This is a genomic window from Macrococcus psychrotolerans, assembly GCF_038095555.1.
Lineage (GTDB): Bacteria > Bacillota > Bacilli > Staphylococcales > Staphylococcaceae > Macrococcoides > Macrococcoides psychrotolerans.
In genome coordinates, this window is the sequence record NZ_CP124591.1 from 2,005,408 (window position 1) to 2,023,555 (window position 18,148).

An 18,148-nucleotide genomic window follows, 5' to 3' on the forward strand; every position below is an offset into this window, starting at 1 on the left:
ATTCGTTGATTTCGTTTGTCATTTTAAATGATCTCCATTTTAATTTATTTGACCGTGTACGGTCGTTTTATATTTACAAGCTTTTTATCGAATGATATTAATATTGAGCTAACTACCCTCTTAAAATCGAAATGACGACCAATCGTGATGTTTAGTTACTCTTTCAAATAACTTTTTCTCGAAGATCTGGTCGGCTCTATCAATTAAAAAAAAGCTGCCATCTTTAATTAATTCGTTAAGTTCAAGACCAAGACAGAGCCAATAGCCTTTAAGTATGAGGTTACGCTCACTTCTGTATAAATCTCGTAACACCTCTCGATAATTCTCAATAGAATCTGTCGTCTTTTCCATAAAACACTCCGATATTCTTGTAGAACTCTAATTCAGCACTACCAGTGCTACCATCTTTATTTTTTGCTATTAAAAGTTCTACAATTGATTTATTTATATCCGCTTCGGTTTGTTCTTCTTCTGCCCGGCGATAGTAATCATCTCGATGTAAAAATGCAATGATATCTGCATCCTGCTCAATTGAGCCTGATTCACGAATATCACTCATCATTGGACGTTTGTCTTGACGATGTTCTATACCACGAGAAAGCTGCGATAGTGCTATAATTACGCAATTGTATTGTTTCGCGAATATTTTAAGTTTACGTGAGATATCTTCAACCTCGATCCTTCTGTCTCTGAAACTACCGTCAGACTTCATGAGTGTGAGGTAATCAATCACTATGATATTCTTCTTATTTTCGGTTTGTTGTAAGTACTGTGCTTCTTTTGCGATATCTGACGGCTTAATCAACGAATCGTCTATAATTCTGAAATTCGAATCTTTAAACTGCTGCAAAGCTTCGGTTATCTTTAATCGCTCAGCTGAAGTAATAGAGTCAGGATATTTAAACTTTGTAGAGTTTATCCTTTTAGTCGCTGATATATATCTTTGTAAAACCTTCTTGTATGTGGTTTCTAAGGAGAAGAAGGACACGTTACAGCCACTTTCTAAAAAATTGAGAGCAAGATTAATGGCAAATGCTGTTTTGCCGACAGATGGCCTCGCTGCAATAATTACAAGCTGTCCTGGTTCAAAGCCAGCTATCAAACTATCTACCTGATCGTAACTCGTCTTAATGAGCTGTGGCTTTAGTTCAAGGTTAACCTCTTCCAAGATTTCTGTTATTGCTTCAGCTTTTCTGTTAGACTTGTCTATAGCAAGTGATGCTAGATAATTTAACCGCTCTGTAAATTCAATTAAGTTATCTCTTTTTGGAGAGTTCAGATAGTCGTGTGCAGCGATTAGGGACTCTCTCTTTTTATATTCTTCCAACACTTGAATCTGAAAGTTCGTAAAGAATGACTTTTTTATGAACTCGTCATTTCTCAAATCAAACAGTAGTTTGCTCGGAAAGAATTCATTACCTTTTTGTTTTGCCATTACATAAATAGCGTTTAAATCAATACCTTTTGAAGTAATATAACTAATAAAATTCTTGCAGTGATAGTCACTGAGCATCTCCGGTTTAAGTTTCAATTCACTAAGTAATTCAGGGTATTTCATCAGTGATCCAACTACAAAACGCTCGTTGATTACAACTTCTTCATTCATTTTGGAGTTCCTCCTTCAATTGAGCCGTGATACGCTCAATTTCAGCTAACACTGCTGCATCCTCAGGCTCTTCTTTGTTTTTCTCGATATCCTTCTGAATTTTCTCGTATTCGATTAGTGCCTGGTTCACTTCGACTTTAGGTAGAATATCTGAAATATGAGGTGCGAATTTAGACACTTTGTAAAAATCAGTTATTTTCTGATTAGTAAATTCATAATCATATTTCAAAAGTGTTTCAATCCATATCTTCGCTGCTTCTTTAGAAAGTGAACTCTTTATATAGAGTCCATTTACACGCTTAACTATCTTTACAGCTTGCTCTTTATTCATTTAACCATCTCCTAATAATTCATCGTAATACTGCAATTCAGTATTATCGATTTTCACAACATCACTATAATCATCATTGAAGTGTTCTCCATTCAAAAACGTATATGGATGCTTCTGATACTGTTTATCTGTGATTGTCTTTAAGTATTCTTTAGTACCTTTCACAATTACATCTAGTTCATAAGAATTTCGTAATGATTTGAATTTCGTTTCAGATTTCTTCCTACCTAATTTTTTGTTGTACAATCTCCACCAATCATTAAATTCAGCTTCAATATTACTATCGTTCGATTTTGAATCGGACATATTATCTTTTAATTCTTGTCTTAATTCTTTATGTTCTTGTATATAGTGTCCGGTGTTTGTCGTTTTCGCTGTCGTTTTCGCTGCCGTTTTCGTATCGTTCTCATTGCCGTTTTCATAATTTTTTGGGTCTTGATAAAAGCCGTATCCATGCACTTTTACGAACATTCCGCGTGTCGTTTTCGTACTCGTAATCATTGGTGCTTTCGTACCGTTTTCGTCTGTAGCTTCGTAAGTTTTTCGCAGCCACCTTAAAACGTTATCAATTTGATGCTTCGTTGGTCTCTCTTTTCTGTAACCAACGTTATAACTACATGTATCTTGTAGTTCTGAAATAGTGACTAAACAGACACCTCGCTCATATTTATCATTGGTTACGTGACTCGCTTTATTGACTAGGTACGTATAGACTTTGAAGTGAAGCGGTGACATCATCCAAATTTCTTGTTCTAAAATGATACGTGGCAAAATTGTATAGCCTTTAGGTATTTTAGGTTCGGGCATTTCCTCCCCCTCCTTTTCAATTAACAAAGCCTAAACATACCCATTTTATAGAAATTTAGAATCAATCGATTTCAAGTAATTTTCAAAGCTTTCAATATGGTAAATTGTTTGGGTCATGGACACTCTAATAGCGATGTTATCTATACCATCTTTTCTCGCACGCTCAACAAGACGACTAACAGTTGAACCAGACATTCCATACATACGCGCTAATACATCCTTTTTCGCATATATTGGCGTGATTATAACTGAATCAGGGTTATGTAGTGTATTCTCAGGCGTGGGAATATTAAAATTAACTACATTGATCATACTTATTCCTCCTCCATATCAATTTCAAATAAGTCTTCGATTTTTCTACCAAAACTATCTGCAATTTTTAACGCCAATTTAGGGCTAGGGTTTTTCTTCCCATTAACCACAAGATTGATATATTCCTTATTGTTTCCGATAGTCTCTGCATAACCTTTTACTGACATTCCACTTAAAACGATTTCTTTCTTTATCTCTCTAGTAATGGGTATTAGTTTCATAATATCCCTCCTGTACAATGTATTAATTTATTAAATTTTTATATAATTTGTATAATAAATTTACACAAATTATAACTTGAATATTGAAATGACGTCAATGTGTTTTGTCTATAATTTATTGAATATATTAAAATATTTTGATATAATTCAGCAAATACTAAACAAAAGGAGATAATAATGGAAAAAAGAACATTAGGGAGATTAATAAAAGAACTCAGAAAAAAATATGGTTATACCTCATTAGAATTAGCTAAAGAAATAGAAAAATCGCGTTCGTATATGTCTTTGATAGAAAATGATAAAGAAATACCTACCGCTAAGGTAATCGGTGACATCGGAGAAGCTTTAGGAAGAAAACATCTTAATGTAAAAAAAGAGGATAAGTTAAACTTAAATCAAAAAAGACTAATAACCAGAATTAAAAACGAGTTATACGAAGTTGCTGGCCATAAACCAATTCTTGATGAAAACTCATTAGATGTATATAAAAACAGTGGTCGTATTGGTATTGAAGGTAGCGAAAGAATATTATTAGAACACCCATACTACGATCTATCTTGGTTGCTAACTCAACAAGAAGATGTCTTCTTTAACATGAGCGATACACGGGATGAAGAAAATATAAAACTCACAATGGCTGAAAGACATTTTATTCTAGACACCATAAAATTAATGATACAGATGAAGAAAAACGAGAATTACCTAAAAGAGATCGAGCGAGGTGATTAGTCATGTGGTCAGTAGAGTTCATCAATAAAGAAGGTAAAACGCAGTATCGATTTTATGAGAAGTATAAAGACCCAATAACCGAGAAGTGGAAGCGAGTATCTGTCGTAATGAACAAAGATACCAAACCCTCACAAAAAGAAGCGCAGCTACGCTTAAATGAGCGAATAAAGGCAAAGATAAACGACAAGACTCCTCAAAGTCTAAAGACGTTAACATTCCATCAACTATGCGACGAATGGTATGAGAACTATAAAGTTACGTCTGGAAGTAAACAATCAACTATAAGCACGACTTATTATAAGGTGCAGCACATCAAAAGAAATATACACCCTGACAACCTGGTAAAAAATATGAGTGCAGCTATCGTCCAGGAACTCATAGACAGCGCATCTAAAGACAATCTAAGTCAAAAAGTAATAAGAGATGCAATGAGCCGTATCAGGAACATCATGAAATATGGCCAAAAGAAGTACAAAATTGCTGACATCAATTATTTAGATGATGTGAACATACCTAAGAAAGCTAAAACTCGAGATGAGATTAAAGCAAAAAGAGAAAACTACCTGGAAATGAGCGAAATAAAGCTGATAATCGACAAACTTAATGAGATTGCCCAAAGCAAGTGCTCTGGCTACATGAAACTATCCTACTTTATGACAGCATACATAGTAGAGTTCATGTCACTTAACGGTATGCGTGTCGGTGAACTACTGGCCATACAACCAAACAATATCGACTTTGAAAACAAAACACTCGAGATAGACGGCACTATACATTGGATAGACGACCCTTCAGGCAAAGGACATGGTGTTAAAGACTCTACTAAGACTGAAGCATCTTATAGAAAAATATCACTGACAAATAGAAGTATTGAGATACTGAGAAAAGTGATGTTAGAAAACAAGAAATCAACACAATGGGAGCGCATGTATCACGACAGAGGGTTCATATTTACAAACCACTATGGTAATCCTATGGCGCTATCATCAATAAACAGAAACATTAAGACAGCAATAGAAGAAATAAAAGATTCAGAGGGCAAACGAGTGATAACAAAGCATGTAACAACGCATACCTTACGACACAGCCACATTTCACTACTTAGCCAACTTGGAGTTTCACTCAAAGCAATCATGGAACGTGTCGGCCATACTGACCACAAAACGACACTACAAATATATAGCCATGTAACAGAACAAATGGATAAAGAGATGATGGCCAAACTTGAACAGGTCAGCAGCTGATTAAAAGGGTGGGATAGCAATGAACAAAGCTGAAAGAGATAAAAAAGCGAATGAGTTAAAAAAGCAGCTGGAAGCGGAACTTAAAAAAGATGAACCTGATGCAAAGGTAACAATGAAAATTAAAGGTGAGCTTTCCAAACTGATTTACTCTTGATATCAACTAAGAAAGGACTGATAAAGAATGAAATTTATCAAAGTTAACGATGCGTTAAGTCAGGACATCAAATCTATTAAAAATAGTCCAGAAGAATACATTAATTTTAAAAATAATTTATTAAAATTGATATCACAAAATGAGATAAACGAAAGCGAAGAATTCACTAAAAATAATATTAAGACCTTTCTTCATTCATCGTTAAAACAAAAGTACGAAATCAATACCAAGCAAAGAATTGATCTAGCAATCTATAGTGAAAATGAATATTCATCACCTATCTCGACTATTATAGAAGTTAAAAAGAAGAGCAATAAGTTCGAAATGATGTCACAACAACGAATTAATACAAAATCTCTTCAAGAACTTATACTGTATTATTTAAACGAAAGAATAGATAAGAAAAACATACAATTAAAAAAATTAATTATTACTGATACTGATAATTGGTATATTTTTGACGCAGTCGATTTTGAAAAAATTGTTTACGGAAATAAAGAATTAGTCAATTTGTATAAACAATTTATAAACAAAGAACTAAGTGGTACAGGTACTGACTTTTTCTATAAACATATCGCAGCAGCTTTTATAGAAGATAATCTCTCTAACGGGGAAATCAATTGTTTATGTATTAAAATCAAAGACTATGAAAAATATTTAAAGTCTGAAAAATATAGTCGTAATTTAGACAACTTACGAAAGATATTCTCTAACTACTTTTTACTAAAAACGAAAGTGCCGAAACCACAAAACAAAATCGATAAAACCTTTTATAATGAATTACTTTATATATTGGGATTAGAAGAGAAAAAAATTAAAAAAGAAAAATTAATTAAAAGACTACCAGAAAACGAAAGACAACCTGCTAGTTTGATTGAAAATACTATTACTCAGCTAATAGTATCTGGAAAATTTGAATCTATGAGTCATTCTAGTAAGTATGGAAATAATGAAGAAGAACAGCTATTTAATATCTCATTACAATTGATAATTCCCTGGATAAATAGAATACTTTTTATCAAATTGCTAGAGGGATATTTAAAATCAATTAAAAATTACACATTAAATACCAATATATTAGATAGCAAAAAAGTTGATGATACACACGACTTACAAGAATTATTCTTCTTGGTACTGGCTGTACCAATTCCACAAAGACAAGAGTACATAAAAGAAAAATATAAAGATGTACCATACTTAAACAGTTCATTGTTTGAACTAACTGAATTAGAGAAACAATTTTTTTCTATTAATGCATTAAACAATATACCTATTCAACTCTACAAAAAAACAAAATTGAGAGAAAAAAACAAAGGTTTAAACATAGTTTCATATATAGTAAAATTCTTTGAAAACTATTCATTTTCAAACAATGACTTAGATTTTAATCACGAACAACTTATAAATCCATCAATACTGGGGTTAGTTTTCGAAAAACTAAATGGGTACAAAGATGGATCGTACTATACACCGACCAATATAACTTCCCTCATGACCTCAAAAGTTATAGAGCAAACAGTCATTGATAAATTCAATACTAATAAAAAATGGAATTGTAAAAATTTAATCGATTTATACAATAAAATCGAAGATATTCCCGAAGCTAACAACATCGTTGAATCTATTAAAATATGTGACCCTACAGTTGGATCTGGACATTTTTTGATATCAGCATTAAATAAACTTATATCTATAAAATATGATTTAGGTATTTTAGTTGATGAAGATGGTAAAAGAATTAAAGACTACGAAATCAAAAATTTCGAAGATGAATTAATAATTTTGGATGACCATTCAGAATTCATTTATAACCCAAAAAACCAAGAAAATCATAGACTACAAAAAACACTATTTATTGAAAAAAGAAAGCTAATTGAAAAAACTTTATTTGGTGTAGATATCAATCCAAACTCAGTAAACATTTGTCGCCTCAGATTATGGATTGAACTCTTAAAATCTTCATATATTAATGATGTGGATACTGACTTTCCACAATTTGAAACATTACCTAATATAGATATAAATATAAAACAGGGTGATTCACTATTGAGTCTTTACACCACTGAAAGTAATTTAGGGGAAATCACAAAAGATTCTAACTACAAGGTTCAGGACTATAAAGATGCGATAACGCAATATATTAATTCTAAAAGTAAAAGTGAAAAAAACAACTTAATATTATTAATAAACAATATTAAAAAATCATTTAAAAATAGAATAAAGACCGAACAAAATAAGCTTAGAAAAAAGAGAGAGATAACCGCTGAAATATTTGAAATAGATAATCAACTACAATTATTTGAAACCTCTACAAAGAGAGAGACTAATAAAAAAAGAAAATTATTAGTGGCTGAACTTAAGAATATTAATAGTGAACTGGAATATATAGAGAGTAGAAAGAATATAGATAATATATTTGAATGGAGATTTGAGTTTCCAGAGATATTGAATGAAAATGCCGATTTCATCGGATTTGATATCATTATAGGAAACCCACCCTATTTCAATTTAAATGCTGTTCAAAAAGAATTGTATAAACTTGGCGATATATATGAACATGTTAACAGCAGAGTAACCAATATTACCTCACTATTTATATATCTAAGTTTATTTAAACTACTAAAAGAAGATGGATATTTTGCTTTTATTGTTCCTAAATCAATAACCTATGTTGACTCATGGTCTAGAATTAGAAATGACATACTTACAAATAGTACTGTCAAAGAAGTATATGATGTTGGAAAAGCATTTGATGGTGTTGGTTTAGAACAAGTTATATTAATTTGTAAACATAAAAAACCAGTGTCTAATATTGTAGAAGTATACAAAGGCTTTAATCCTACAAATAAAATCAATCAGAATTATTTTAGAGATAACGATGTGATTTTGACTTCTTCAAACATTAAAACTTTAAAAATACTTGATATTATAGATACAAATACTACCAAGTTGAGTGATATTGCTATATTTCCTCGTGGAGAAACAATCTCTAGTAAATATTTGACTTCTGTAATAAATGAAGAAAAGACCCTATATTTAGGTGGTTCTAATATTAATCAATTTTCTTTTAAGGACGGTTCTTCAAGAAAACCAAATCAGTATGTAGATAAAATTTTAATAAGAGATTCTCAAAAATCTGTATTAAACAATCGAGATAAAAAAATAATATATCAAAATATTATGTCAAGTAAAGCAAAGATAGTTGCAGCATTAGATCTTAAAAAACAATACACCGGCGATACAGTAAATAATTTGATATTAACCAATGAAACATTCTCATATGAATATCTTCTGGCATATTTAAACTCGCCCATAGCAACATACTATTTAAAATACAAAATAATAAATAATGCTACCCTAACAGTACATTTAGATAAACCATATATAGGTAAACTACCTATAAAGAAAATTGATGAAGCTACTAATCTTAAAATCTCATCATTAATAAAAAGAATACAATTAGATTATAGTAGCGAACTTCATAGTGAACTAAATAACATAATTTATTCAATTTATAATATTGACAATGATGAGATAACGCTTATAGAAAATGATTTAAACTGGTAGTTTGCCCTTTTTCTGCCCTTTTTTCTACTTTCCAAACATAAAAACAACCCTCTAACCACTATGGTTAAAGGGTTGTTCTTATTTTTAGTGCTATTCCCACTCAATCGTGCTTGGTGGCTTAGATGTAATGTCATAGACAACGCGGTTAACGTGGTCTACTTCGTTTACGATACGGCTTGATACTTTCTGCAATACTTCCCAGTCGATTCTAGCGAAGTCACTTGTCATACCATCGATACTTGTTACGGCACGTACACCTACTGTATAGTCGTATGTTCTGTAGTCACCCATAACACCGACCGAACGGATATCAGGTAATACAGTGAAATACTGCCAGATGTCGCGTTCAAGACCTTCTTCGGCAATCACTTCTCTTAAAATCGCATCAGATTCACGTACGATTTCTAATTTTTCCTCGGTAATCTCACCTAATACACGAATTCCAAGTCCAGGACCTGGGAACGGCTGACGCCATACTAAGTGTTCAGGAATGCCTAATTCAATTCCTAACGCACGTACTTCATCTTTGAATAATGTATTCACAGGCTCGATTAATTCAAACTGCATATCTTCTGGTAGTCCACCAACGTTATGGTGTGATTTAATCGTTTGTGCAGTCTTTGTACCTGATTCAATAATATCTGTATAAAGAGTTCCTTGTGCTAAGAAATCAGCATCTTTTAATTTCGTTGCTTCTTCATCGAATAAGTATACGAACTCATTACCGATAATCTTACGTTTCTTCTCAGGATCAGATACCCCTGCTAATTTGCTCATGAAACGTTCTTTCGCATCAACGCGAATAATATTCATGTTAAATCCTTCACCGAACTGTTTCATCACCATATCGCCTTCACCTTTACGGAGTAAACCATGGTCAACGAAGATACATGTTAACTGATCGCCGATTGCTTTATGGATTAATACTGCAACAACTGATGAATCTACGCCACCACTCATCGCACAGATAACTTTTCTATCTCCAACTTTTTCGCGAATCTTCTCGATTTCGATTTCGATGAAGTTTTCCATTGTCCATTCGCCTGTACACTTACAGATTTCACGGATGAAGTTACGTAATAAATCATTTCCGTATTCAGAATGACGTACTTCAGGATGGAATTGAACTCCATATAAATTACGTTCAGGGTTCTCAATCGCTGCATATTTACAGCTTGGTGAATGTGCAATGACATTAAAACCTTCAGGTAGGTTGATGACTTTATCGCTGTGACTCATCCATACTGTTTGTTCTTCTGGAAGTTTTGTAAATAATGAATGTGTCTCTGCTTTAATGACTGCTTTACCGTACTCACGTTCATTTGCACGCTCTACTGAACCTCCTAGTAATTTCGTCATTAACTGCATACCATAGCAAATCCCCATTACAGGTACACCTAAATTAAAGATTTCAGGATCTACCGTAAACGAACCTTCTTCATAAACTGAATTTGGCCCCCCTGAAAGAATGATTCCTTTAGGATTCATCTTTTTAATCTCTTCAATTGAAATTTCATGATCGTGAAGTTCTGAATAAACACCCATCTCACGAATACGTCGCGTGATCAACTGGTTATACTGACTTCCAAAATCAAGAACGAGTATGAGCTCTTGTTCAAATGCCATTTCCATAGTTTGTTCTCCTTTTAGTTAAGTTAAATTTATTATAATGTAATTTGCCGTTAGAAGATATTCTTACATTGAATAGTTTGGCGATTCTTTTGTAATTTGAACATCATGTGGATGGCTTTCTATTAAACCTGCACCTGTCATACGAATAAACATTGCTTCTTCACGTAATGCTTCTAAGTCTTTAGAACCTGTATAACCCATACCGCTTCTTAAACCACCCATTAGCTGATACACTGTATCTTGCAATGCGCCTTTGTAAGCAATACGACCTTCAATACCTTCTGGAACAAATTTCTTAGCATCTTTATCTTCTTGGAAGTAACGGTCTTTTGAACCTTTCTCCATAGCTCCAAGTGAACCCATGCCACGGTATACTTTGTACTGACGTCCTTGGAAGATTTCTGTATCTCCAGGTGATTCAGTTGTACCTGCAAGCAATGAACCTAGCATTACTGCATGCCCCCCTGCAGCTAACGCTTTTGCGATGTCACCTGAGAATTTAATACCACCATCTGCAATGATTGCTTTACCATGCTTTTTAGCTTCTGTCGCTGCCTCGTAAATTGCAGTAATTTGAGGTACACCGACACCTGCTACAACACGTGTCGTACAAATTGAACCTGGTCCAATTCCCACTTTAACAACGTCCGCACCTGCTTCAATTAATGCACGTGTACCTTCAGCTGTTGCTACATTACCAGCAATTAATGTCACTTCAGGGAAATGTTTCTTAAGTTCTGATACCATTTCTAATACACCTTTAGAATGACCGTGTGCTGTATCGATAACTAATGCGTCAGTTCCTGCTTCAACAAGTTTTGTGGCACGTGTAATCGTGTCTTTTGCAATACCTACTGCTGCTGCTACTAATAAACGTCCTTGCTCATCTTTTGCAGCATTAGGGAATTCAATGACTTTCTCGATATCTTTAATTGTGATAAGCCCTTTTAGCTGTCCAGATTCATTCACAATCGGTAATTTTTCAATTTTGTGACGTTGTAATATTTCTTCTGCTTGCTCTAATGTAGTACCTACTGGTGCCGTTACGAGTGCTTCACTTGTCATAACATCTGAAATTTTAATTGAATAATCTTCTATGAAACGAAGATCGCGGTTTGTGAGAATCCCTACAAGCTCCATATTTTCTGCACTGTTTACAATTGGCACACCAGAAATACGATATTTGCCCATTAAATGTTCAGCTGCAAATACTTGCTCATCAGGTGTCAGATAGAATGGATTAGTAATAACCCCATTTTCTGAACGCTTAACTTTTTGAACTTCGTCAGCCTGCTGCTCAATACTCATACTTTTATGAATAACACCTAAACCACCTTGGCGTGCCATAGCTATAGCCATTTTAGCTTCTGTAACAGTATCCATACCCGCTGATAATACTGGAATCTTTAAATTTAATCGTTCTGATAATGATACACTTAAATCGACAGTATGCGGTAATACCTCTGAATGACCTGGCACTAATAACACATCATCAAATGTTAAACCTTCTTTTTGAAATTTATTTTCCCACATATTCACTTTTACCTCCAAATATTTTTATAAATTTAGTAGTTCTATTATTTCATATTTTGACGCATTTGTTTATCATTTAATCCATTAAAAAATAAATTAAGGATAATGGCAGTAAAAGTACCAATAACAATCCCATTTTGTGTCAGCCATTCATAGTCGCTACCGAACTTGCTAAACGCTTCTGGAACGGTTGTAATTCCTAATCCAATACCTACAGATACTGCAATAATCAAGAGATTGTCTTGTCTTGTAAAATCAATGGCGCCAAGCATTTTTACACCGTATGCCATGACCATACCAAACATTGCAATCATTGCGCCTCCAAGTACAGATGTAGGGATGATTGTCGCAATTGCACCAAGCTTAGGAATCGATCCACATAGCAATAACAAAGCGACCATGCCATACATAACTTTATTTGATTTCACACCTGATAATGAAACCAACCCTACATTTTGTGAGTATGCTGTATATGGAAATGCATTAAAGATTGATCCTAATACAATTGCAATCCCTTCAGCACGGTAACCTTTAGATATATCTTTTCTATCTATTTTTGTTTTTGTAATCTCACTTAGCGCAGAATATACACCTGTTGATTCGATTAAGCTGACGATTCCTACAATAACAAACAATAGGATAGAACCTATTTCAAACTTAAATCCTGCAAATCTGAATGGTTTCGGTAATTCAAACCAGTTTGATTCATGCACTGCACCTATATTTACTAATCCAAAGAATGAAGCAATTATTGTACCGATGACTAAACCAAGCAATATCGCAATTGAACGTATAAATCCGGAAGATAACCTATGAATAACCAATATGATAATCAATGTGATGAGACCTAATAGAATATTTATCGGCGCACCATAATCTTTGTTTCCTTGACCTCCTGCCAAATTATTCATCGCTACTGGCATTAACGTAATCCCAATAATCGTTACGACGCTACCTGTCACTACTGGTGGAAATATTTTTACAAGATATGAAAAGAACGGTGAAATAAGAACGATAATAATACCAGAAGCAAAGAGCGACCCGTAAAGTACATCGATACCGTGTTTTGAACCTACCATAATCATTGGGGTTACGGCCGTAAAGGTACATCCAAGTACTACTGGTAATCCAATTCCGATACCTTTATATACTTGAAGGAATGTCGCAACACCACACATAAAGATATCGACAGAAACTAAATATGCCGTTTCTTGTGCACTAAAACCTAACGCATGTCCGACGATAATCGGAACAATAATTGCTCCGGCATACATTGCAAGAAGATGTTGCAAACTTAACAATAAATTTTTCATTAAAGTTCGCCCTCTCCTACTAATGTTACTTTGCCATTATCAAGTGCAGCAATTTCACATAAACTCGTTACATCTAATCCTGCATCAAGCAGACGCTGTTTACCTGACTGAAAACTTTTCTCGACTACAATTCCAACACCAACACACGTAGCTCCGGCTTGTTGTACGAGATTATATAGACCAAGCGCTGCCTCACCATTCGCTAAGAAGTCATCAATGATAACTACTCGATCATTTTCGTTTAAGAATCGTTTTGACACGACAACGTGACTCGTCTTGTTTTTCGTATAAGAATGAATATCCGTATGATATACTTCTTCAGTCAATGTACTTGGTACAGATTTTTTCGCAAAAAGACAAGGTACTTTAAACTTTAATGCAGCCATTATAGCTGGTGCAATTCCAGAAGCTTCAATTGTTAAAACTTTAGTAACCCCTTCGTCTTTATACTTATTGTATATCGTTTCACCAACTTCATACATTAATTCAGGGTCGATTTGATGATTCAGAAACGAATCCACTTTCAAAATACCACCATCAATAACAACACCATCTTCTTTTACACGTTGTTGTAACTTTTCCACTTGTCAGCCTCCCATACTATACAAAAAAACTCATCTAAATCATTTAGATGAGTAATAAATAAAAAAACTCTTTATTTAATTACTCATAGTCGCATCATTTACGGCGATGCGGTAGAAACTCTAAAGCCATATCCTTTAATTTATATGAGTATAATTTGTATGCAATTAATATTAATGTTCTTGATAATAACAAAATCATTAACTTTTAGCAATATTATTTTTATATTTAATAATAAGTCAGAAAATTGAAACCGCTATTTTCATCAAACACATAAAAAAGCTGATATAACATGTAAAAATTACTCAATTTTTTCAAAATAATTTATACAAATTTATAATGTTTTCATAGAGTTTCTTCCATATAAATGTAGTTTGTATGTCAAGTGTTTTTTATGAATTTTTAATGCTTTGTGTTTAGATTATTAACGCTTGGGTATATATTTAGCATAACAATAAAACAAAGACATCATGAAAGTACATAAACCACATTGGAGGTACGAATAATGAGACAAAGACAGTTAGAAACATTTTCAAACGAAGAAACATTATTACGTAGAATCGATCAATTAAAAGCTGAAGGCATTTCTGAACGTGATATTCATGTTATTTCTAAACATAAATTAGAAGGTTCAGCATTGGATTACACTGACGTTCAATATAGAAATGCAGAAGGTACATTCGGTGACAAAGTGGCTGCATTCTTTACTGGTGAAGACCCACAAAGTCGCGTATACGACAAATTAGATTTAACTGATTCTGAGAAGGTTGAATACGAAAACGCTATCGAAAGCGGTCAAATCTTACTTTATGTAGATAATGATGCTTATCGTCATAGCACTGAAAGACAAGAAGGCAGTACATTAAACGATAAAGCTACTCCAGATTATAACAAGGAAGATGATCACACTGGCTTAGGTTTTGCAGCAAGTACAAATGCTGAATCAGATGCAGATTATTCAGGTAAACACCGTGATAACAATTTAAAAAACAGAGAGGAAGTAGTAGATATGAATAACTTTAACAATGAAGAATATAATAAATTAAGCCGTGAGGAACGTTTAAACTTAGTGGACGAAGATATCCGTAACCGTGATGATCTAGGCGAAGATGAGAAAATCCAGTTACACGAAGAACGTTTACGTGTAAACAAAGATACAGTTCAATCAGGTGAAGTTACAATCGATAAAAACGTTGTCGAAGAACGTCAAGAATTCGATGTACCAGTATCACATGATGAAGTAACAATTGAGCGTCGCGATGTGACAGACCGTGCAGTAGCAGATGATCACTTCGATAACAATTTAGAAGATGAAACAATCCGTGTACCATTAACTGAAGAACGCGTTAACATCGAAAAAGACAATGTAGTTTCTGAAGAGTTAGTAATCAAGAAAAACCGTGTAACTGAAACTGAGCATGTATCTGAAAACGTACGTAAAGAAGAAGTTGATATCGATGATTCTAACGCACATTTAAAAGACCGTGACCATAATAACGATGATTTAACAGATCGTCGTTTATAATATAAATTAAAGAAGCCTTAGAGGCTTCTTTTTTTATGTCCATGTATTTAACATTTAGTCATGTTACAATACTAATATATACATGAACAGGAGCCTGATTATGAAAATAATAGCTTTAAATTCAGCCGATCACTATTTCAACGAATGTATGGCACTTTATACAAAAGAGTTTCCAGAATCAATTTGTGAACCAATCGATGTATTCTATAATAGCTTCGATCTTAAACGTCAGGATTTTGAGCGTTATCATTTTATTGCTGCCTATGAAAATGACACGCTATTAGGATTTACTTCATTTCATCTTGAAGTAATGTACAACATTGGATATATCGTATACTTAGTCGTAAGTGAAGAATCTCGAGGTAAAAATGTTGCACGTGCACTAATGAATGAAGCGGAAATCATTATGACAGCGCTATGTGAACAAAATGGTACTACATTAAATACTATTATGCTTGAGTGTGAGCAAGATACAACAGGAAATAGTCCGTTAGCATCTTTCTATGAGAAATTTGGGTTCTACTTATATGATATTAACTATCACCAACCCGGCCTTCATAATGATGCACCTGTTCCAATGAATTTATTTGTAAAGAATATAATAAACCATTCAAGTCTACAATTAGCCATCGAACATATGTATCGAACTAAGTATCTATTATGTAATAATATTGACTCTACTATTGTAGAAGATTTGATTGAACAAATGTACTAACCTAGCATATACATGATATTCTTATAAGTTAAATATGTATTAATTTTTTGCTCCTAACCTAATTCTTCATTTAAGTTAAACCCAAGAAATTTGAAATATAATTGCTGCATAACCTATATTATAATTCAAGAAGGTGTAATTTTAAGATTTTGAAAATAGGATACATGAAAAGAAATATAAAAAAAGAGGAGAGACATTTACTGTCTCTCCTTTATATATTAAGCTTATGCTTCGTCTTTAACATATGGTAATAAAGCCATATGACGTGCACGTTTGATAGCTACAGTTAACATACGTTGGTATTTAGCTGAAGTACCTGTTACACGACGTGGTAAAATTTTACCACGTTCAGAGATGAATTTTTTAAGCATATCTACTTCTTTATAGTCAATGTGTGTAATACCGTTTGCTGTGAAATAACAAACTTTTTTACGACGACGACCGCCTCTTCTTGGTCCACCTGCCATGATTGTTGCCTCCCTTACTTATAGATTAGTAATTAAAATGGTAAATCATCATCACTGATATCAATTGGCCCTGCTGCATTGGCAAATGGGTTATTTGATGGTGCTGATGTATTTGGTTGTTGATTATTTGATGACTGATAGTTTTGATTCTGGCCTTGTGTCTGACCGTAACTTCCTTGGTCATAGCTAGAATAGTCATCTGACGGACTGTTCGTACGTGATTGGTTAGTGTTCTTCGGTTCAAGGAATTGAACTGAATCACAAACGACCTCAGTAACGTATACTTTACGTCCTTCTTGATTATCATAACTACGTGATTGCAATCTGCCATCAACCCCAGCTAAACTACCTTTATGCAAGAAATTATTAACATTTTCAGCTTGCTTACGGAATACGACACAGTTGATAAAATCAGCCTGACGTTCTCCTTGTGCATTAGTAAATGTTCTATTTACTGCTAAAGTAAATGTAGCGACTGACACACCTGATGTTGTGACTCTGTATTCTGGATCTTTAGTTAAACGACCAACTAATACAACTCGGTTAAGCAAATAAATCGCCCCCACATAATCTTATTATTTTTCTTCTTCGCGAACAACGATATGACGGATAATGTCATCGTTGATTTTAGCTAAACGATCAAATTCATTAGTAGCTTCGTCAGTAGACTTAACGCGAACGATTCGGTAGAAACCTTCTTTAAAATCGTTGATTTCATAAGCTAAACGACGTTTACCCCAATCCTTTGATTCGATGATTTCCGCTCCGTTTGAAGTAAGAATTTCTTCGAAACGCTCGATTAAAGCTTTCTTAGCATCTTCTTCAATGTTTGGACGTACGACATACATAATTTCGTAATTTCTCATCATTTACACCTCCTTATGGTCTATGCGGCTTTATAATTTTATAAAGCAAGGAATAATTTTCATTACTCACAATAGAGAATTATAGCATAGTTTACTTATTTCATCAATCATTAAATATATCTGCAATATTTTTTAACAAAGACTTTCTAATCTATATGTTCTGATTCGTTTCGTATAAAAAGACTGTATTTCTTTCTGTGCTAAATAAAGGTATTGTCTGTATTCCTTAGCTTCCGGATAAATGGTGTCAATCGCATAGATATCTAGGTAACGTATTGTTTCAGAGCTATATGTCACATACTCATAGATAGACTCATCAACCGCTACACGCGTTCCAGCCCCAACTACCTGAATAAGATAATGATAGCTGATATCATACACTGGGGGCTGCATACCATCATTATCAATCAGTTTAATACAATATATAATACGTCTTAACGGCTTCATTTCCTCACCTCATGTTATAACGTATCATATCGTCCGATGTTTTAAAATATATTATCAAAAAATGTATTCTCAATTTTCTGAAATTTTTGTTGACAGC

General features: G+C 33.5%; 20 protein-coding genes and 1 riboswitch. Of the genes, 6 read left to right on the forward strand and 14 right to left on the reverse strand.

Annotated features, from left to right (window positions below; genetic code table 11):
• Positions 1 to 120: 120 nt before the first annotated feature.
• From QA539_RS10555 to QA539_RS10580, 6 genes are read right to left on the reverse strand one after another with little or no spacing between them, the layout of a single operon-like run.
• Positions 121 to 351 (reverse strand): hypothetical protein, encoded by a 231-nt coding sequence (locus QA539_RS10555; RefSeq protein ID WP_419895202.1) that lies wholly within the window; start codon positions 349 to 351, stop codon positions 121 to 123.
• Positions 326 to 1,606: a DnaB helicase C-terminal domain-containing protein gene (locus QA539_RS10560; RefSeq protein WP_419895203.1), complete on the reverse strand. Its 1,281-nt coding sequence runs from the start codon at positions 1,604 to 1,606 to the stop codon at positions 326 to 328. Before QA539_RS10560 ends, QA539_RS10555 begins: the two co-directional genes overlap by 26 nt.
• On the reverse strand, positions 1,599 to 1,937 hold the full coding sequence (locus QA539_RS10565) for a hypothetical protein (protein WP_419895204.1): 339 nt from the start codon (positions 1,935 to 1,937) through the stop codon (positions 1,599 to 1,601). The genes QA539_RS10560 and QA539_RS10565 overlap by 8 nt, the downstream gene beginning before the upstream one ends.
• Entirely contained in the window at positions 1,938 to 2,744 is an 807-nt protein-coding gene (locus QA539_RS10570; protein WP_419895205.1) for a hypothetical protein, read from the reverse strand. It abuts the gene before it with no gap.
• 45 nt (positions 2,745 to 2,789) lie between these two features.
• Positions 2,790 to 3,056 (reverse strand): hypothetical protein, encoded by a 267-nt coding sequence (locus tag QA539_RS10575; RefSeq protein ID WP_419895206.1) that lies wholly within the window; start codon positions 3,054 to 3,056, stop codon positions 2,790 to 2,792.
• A gap of 2 nt (positions 3,057 to 3,058) precedes the next feature.
• Positions 3,059 to 3,277, reverse strand: a complete 219-nt coding sequence (locus QA539_RS10580; protein ID WP_419895207.1) for a helix-turn-helix transcriptional regulator — start codon at positions 3,275 to 3,277, stop codon at positions 3,059 to 3,061.
• 177 nt (positions 3,278 to 3,454) lie between these two features.
• Between QA539_RS10580 and QA539_RS10585 the strand changes: the two genes are divergently transcribed.
• Genes QA539_RS10585 through QA539_RS10600 form a run of 4 tightly spaced genes read left to right on the forward strand, consistent with a single transcriptional unit; the run spans position 3,455 to position 8,971 of the window.
• Positions 3,455 to 4,006: a helix-turn-helix transcriptional regulator gene (locus QA539_RS10585; RefSeq protein ID WP_419895208.1), complete on the forward strand. Its 552-nt coding sequence runs from the start codon at positions 3,455 to 3,457 to the stop codon at positions 4,004 to 4,006.
• Between the two features lie 2 nt (positions 4,007 to 4,008).
• Positions 4,009 to 5,250 carry a tyrosine-type recombinase/integrase gene (locus QA539_RS10590; RefSeq protein WP_419895209.1) on the forward strand — a complete coding sequence of 414 codons (1,242 nt, stop codon included), beginning with the start codon at positions 4,009 to 4,011 and terminating at the stop codon, positions 5,248 to 5,250.
• A 19-nt stretch (positions 5,251 to 5,269) separates the two neighbouring features.
• The gene (locus QA539_RS10595) at positions 5,270 to 5,404 is read left to right on the forward strand and encodes a hypothetical protein (RefSeq protein WP_269800605.1); all 135 of its coding nucleotides are present in this window, start codon (positions 5,270 to 5,272) and stop codon (positions 5,402 to 5,404) included.
• A 27-nt stretch (positions 5,405 to 5,431) separates the two neighbouring features.
• Complete coding sequence (locus QA539_RS10600; RefSeq protein ID WP_419895210.1) at positions 5,432 to 8,971, forward strand: DUF7149 domain-containing protein; 3,540 nt, start codon at positions 5,432 to 5,434, stop codon at positions 8,969 to 8,971.
• 90 nt (positions 8,972 to 9,061) lie between these two features.
• Here the strand turns inward: QA539_RS10600 and guaA are convergent, their stop codons facing one another.
• The 4 genes from guaA to xpt all read right to left on the reverse strand — a co-directional run bounded on the left by guaA (position 9,062) and on the right by xpt (position 14,033).
• Complete coding sequence (guaA, locus tag QA539_RS10605) at positions 9,062 to 10,603, reverse strand: glutamine-hydrolyzing GMP synthase (protein WP_219493406.1); 1,542 nt, start codon at positions 10,601 to 10,603, stop codon at positions 9,062 to 9,064.
• A 63-nt stretch (positions 10,604 to 10,666) separates the two neighbouring features.
• Positions 10,667 to 12,136 carry an IMP dehydrogenase gene (gene guaB, locus QA539_RS10610; RefSeq protein WP_219494865.1) on the reverse strand — a complete coding sequence of 490 codons (1,470 nt, stop codon included), beginning with the start codon at positions 12,134 to 12,136 and terminating at the stop codon, positions 10,667 to 10,669.
• Positions 12,137 to 12,180: 44 nt separating this feature from the next.
• Positions 12,181 to 13,449 carry a nucleobase:cation symporter-2 family protein gene (locus QA539_RS10615; protein ID WP_219493408.1) on the reverse strand — a complete coding sequence of 423 codons (1,269 nt, stop codon included), beginning with the start codon at positions 13,447 to 13,449 and terminating at the stop codon, positions 12,181 to 12,183.
• Positions 13,449 to 14,033 (reverse strand): xanthine phosphoribosyltransferase, encoded by a 585-nt coding sequence (gene xpt / locus QA539_RS10620; RefSeq protein ID WP_099482390.1) that lies wholly within the window; start codon positions 14,031 to 14,033, stop codon positions 13,449 to 13,451. Before xpt ends, QA539_RS10615 begins: the two co-directional genes overlap by 1 nt.
• A 66-nt stretch (positions 14,034 to 14,099) precedes the next feature.
• Positions 14,100 to 14,201: riboswitch (purine riboswitch) on the reverse strand.
• Positions 14,202 to 14,536: 335 nt separating this feature from the next.
• Between xpt and QA539_RS10625 the strand changes: the two genes are divergently transcribed.
• Complete coding sequence (locus tag QA539_RS10625) at positions 14,537 to 15,556, forward strand: DUF2382 domain-containing protein (RefSeq protein WP_283722012.1); 1,020 nt, start codon at positions 14,537 to 14,539, stop codon at positions 15,554 to 15,556.
• A gap of 100 nt (positions 15,557 to 15,656) precedes the next feature.
• Positions 15,657 to 16,271: a GNAT family N-acetyltransferase gene (locus QA539_RS10630; RefSeq protein ID WP_283722013.1), complete on the forward strand. Its 615-nt coding sequence runs from the start codon at positions 15,657 to 15,659 to the stop codon at positions 16,269 to 16,271.
• Between the two features lie 224 nt (positions 16,272 to 16,495).
• Here QA539_RS10630 and rpsR read toward each other — a convergent pair whose 3' ends face one another.
• From rpsR to QA539_RS10650, 4 genes are all read right to left on the reverse strand, one after another.
• Positions 16,496 to 16,738 (reverse strand): 30S ribosomal protein S18, encoded by a 243-nt coding sequence (rpsR, locus tag QA539_RS10635; protein ID WP_041636240.1) that lies wholly within the window; start codon positions 16,736 to 16,738, stop codon positions 16,496 to 16,498.
• Positions 16,739 to 16,770: 32 nt separating this feature from the next.
• On the reverse strand, positions 16,771 to 17,289 hold the full coding sequence (gene ssb / locus QA539_RS10640) for a single-stranded DNA-binding protein (protein ID WP_219493413.1): 519 nt from the start codon (positions 17,287 to 17,289) through the stop codon (positions 16,771 to 16,773).
• Between the two features lie 24 nt (positions 17,290 to 17,313).
• The gene (gene rpsF, locus QA539_RS10645) at positions 17,314 to 17,604 is read right to left on the reverse strand and encodes a 30S ribosomal protein S6 (protein WP_219494866.1); all 291 of its coding nucleotides are present in this window, start codon (positions 17,602 to 17,604) and stop codon (positions 17,314 to 17,316) included.
• A gap of 132 nt (positions 17,605 to 17,736) precedes the next feature.
• Positions 17,737 to 18,051, reverse strand: a complete 315-nt coding sequence (locus QA539_RS10650; RefSeq protein ID WP_419895211.1) for a hypothetical protein — start codon at positions 18,049 to 18,051, stop codon at positions 17,737 to 17,739.
• Positions 18,052 to 18,148 lie beyond the last annotated feature (97 nt).

Coding starts and splice junctions, on each gene's coding strand:
- QA539_RS10560 (WP_419895203.1), bottom strand. CDS start 1,606: ATGAATGAAGAAGTTGTAATCAACGAGCGTTTTGTAGTTGGATCACTG.
- QA539_RS10585 (WP_419895208.1), top strand. CDS start 3,455: ATGGAAAAAAGAACATTAGGGAGATTAATAAAAGAACTCAGAAAAAAA.
- rpsF (WP_219494866.1), bottom strand. CDS start 17,604: ATGAGAAATTACGAAATTATGTATGTCGTACGTCCAAACATTGAAGAA.
- QA539_RS10570 (WP_419895205.1), bottom strand. CDS start 2,744: ATGCCCGAACCTAAAATACCTAAAGGCTATACAATTTTGCCACGTATC.
- QA539_RS10630 (WP_283722013.1), top strand. CDS start 15,657: ATGAAAATAATAGCTTTAAATTCAGCCGATCACTATTTCAACGAATGT.
- QA539_RS10580 (WP_419895207.1), bottom strand. CDS start 3,277: ATGAAACTAATACCCATTACTAGAGAGATAAAGAAAGAAATCGTTTTA.
- QA539_RS10600 (WP_419895210.1), top strand. CDS start 5,432: ATGAAATTTATCAAAGTTAACGATGCGTTAAGTCAGGACATCAAATCT.
- QA539_RS10565 (WP_419895204.1), bottom strand. CDS start 1,937: ATGAATAAAGAGCAAGCTGTAAAGATAGTTAAGCGTGTAAATGGACTC.
- QA539_RS10555 (WP_419895202.1), bottom strand. CDS start 351: ATGGAAAAGACGACAGATTCTATTGAGAATTATCGAGAGGTGTTACGA.
- QA539_RS10575 (WP_419895206.1), bottom strand. CDS start 3,056: ATGATCAATGTAGTTAATTTTAATATTCCCACGCCTGAGAATACACTA.
- QA539_RS10590 (WP_419895209.1), top strand. CDS start 4,009: ATGTGGTCAGTAGAGTTCATCAATAAAGAAGGTAAAACGCAGTATCGA.
- QA539_RS10595 (WP_269800605.1), top strand. CDS start 5,270: ATGAACAAAGCTGAAAGAGATAAAAAAGCGAATGAGTTAAAAAAGCAG.
- rpsR (WP_041636240.1), bottom strand. CDS start 16,738: ATGGCAGGTGGACCAAGAAGAGGCGGTCGTCGTCGTAAAAAAGTTTGT.
- QA539_RS10615 (WP_219493408.1), bottom strand. CDS start 13,449: ATGAAAAATTTATTGTTAAGTTTGCAACATCTTCTTGCAATGTATGCC.
- QA539_RS10650 (WP_419895211.1), bottom strand. CDS start 18,051: ATGAAGCCGTTAAGACGTATTATATATTGTATTAAACTGATTGATAAT.
- QA539_RS10625 (WP_283722012.1), top strand. CDS start 14,537: ATGAGACAAAGACAGTTAGAAACATTTTCAAACGAAGAAACATTATTA.
- guaA (WP_219493406.1), bottom strand. CDS start 10,603: ATGGAAATGGCATTTGAACAAGAGCTCATACTCGTTCTTGATTTTGGA.
- guaB (WP_219494865.1), bottom strand. CDS start 12,136: ATGTGGGAAAATAAATTTCAAAAAGAAGGTTTAACATTTGATGATGTG.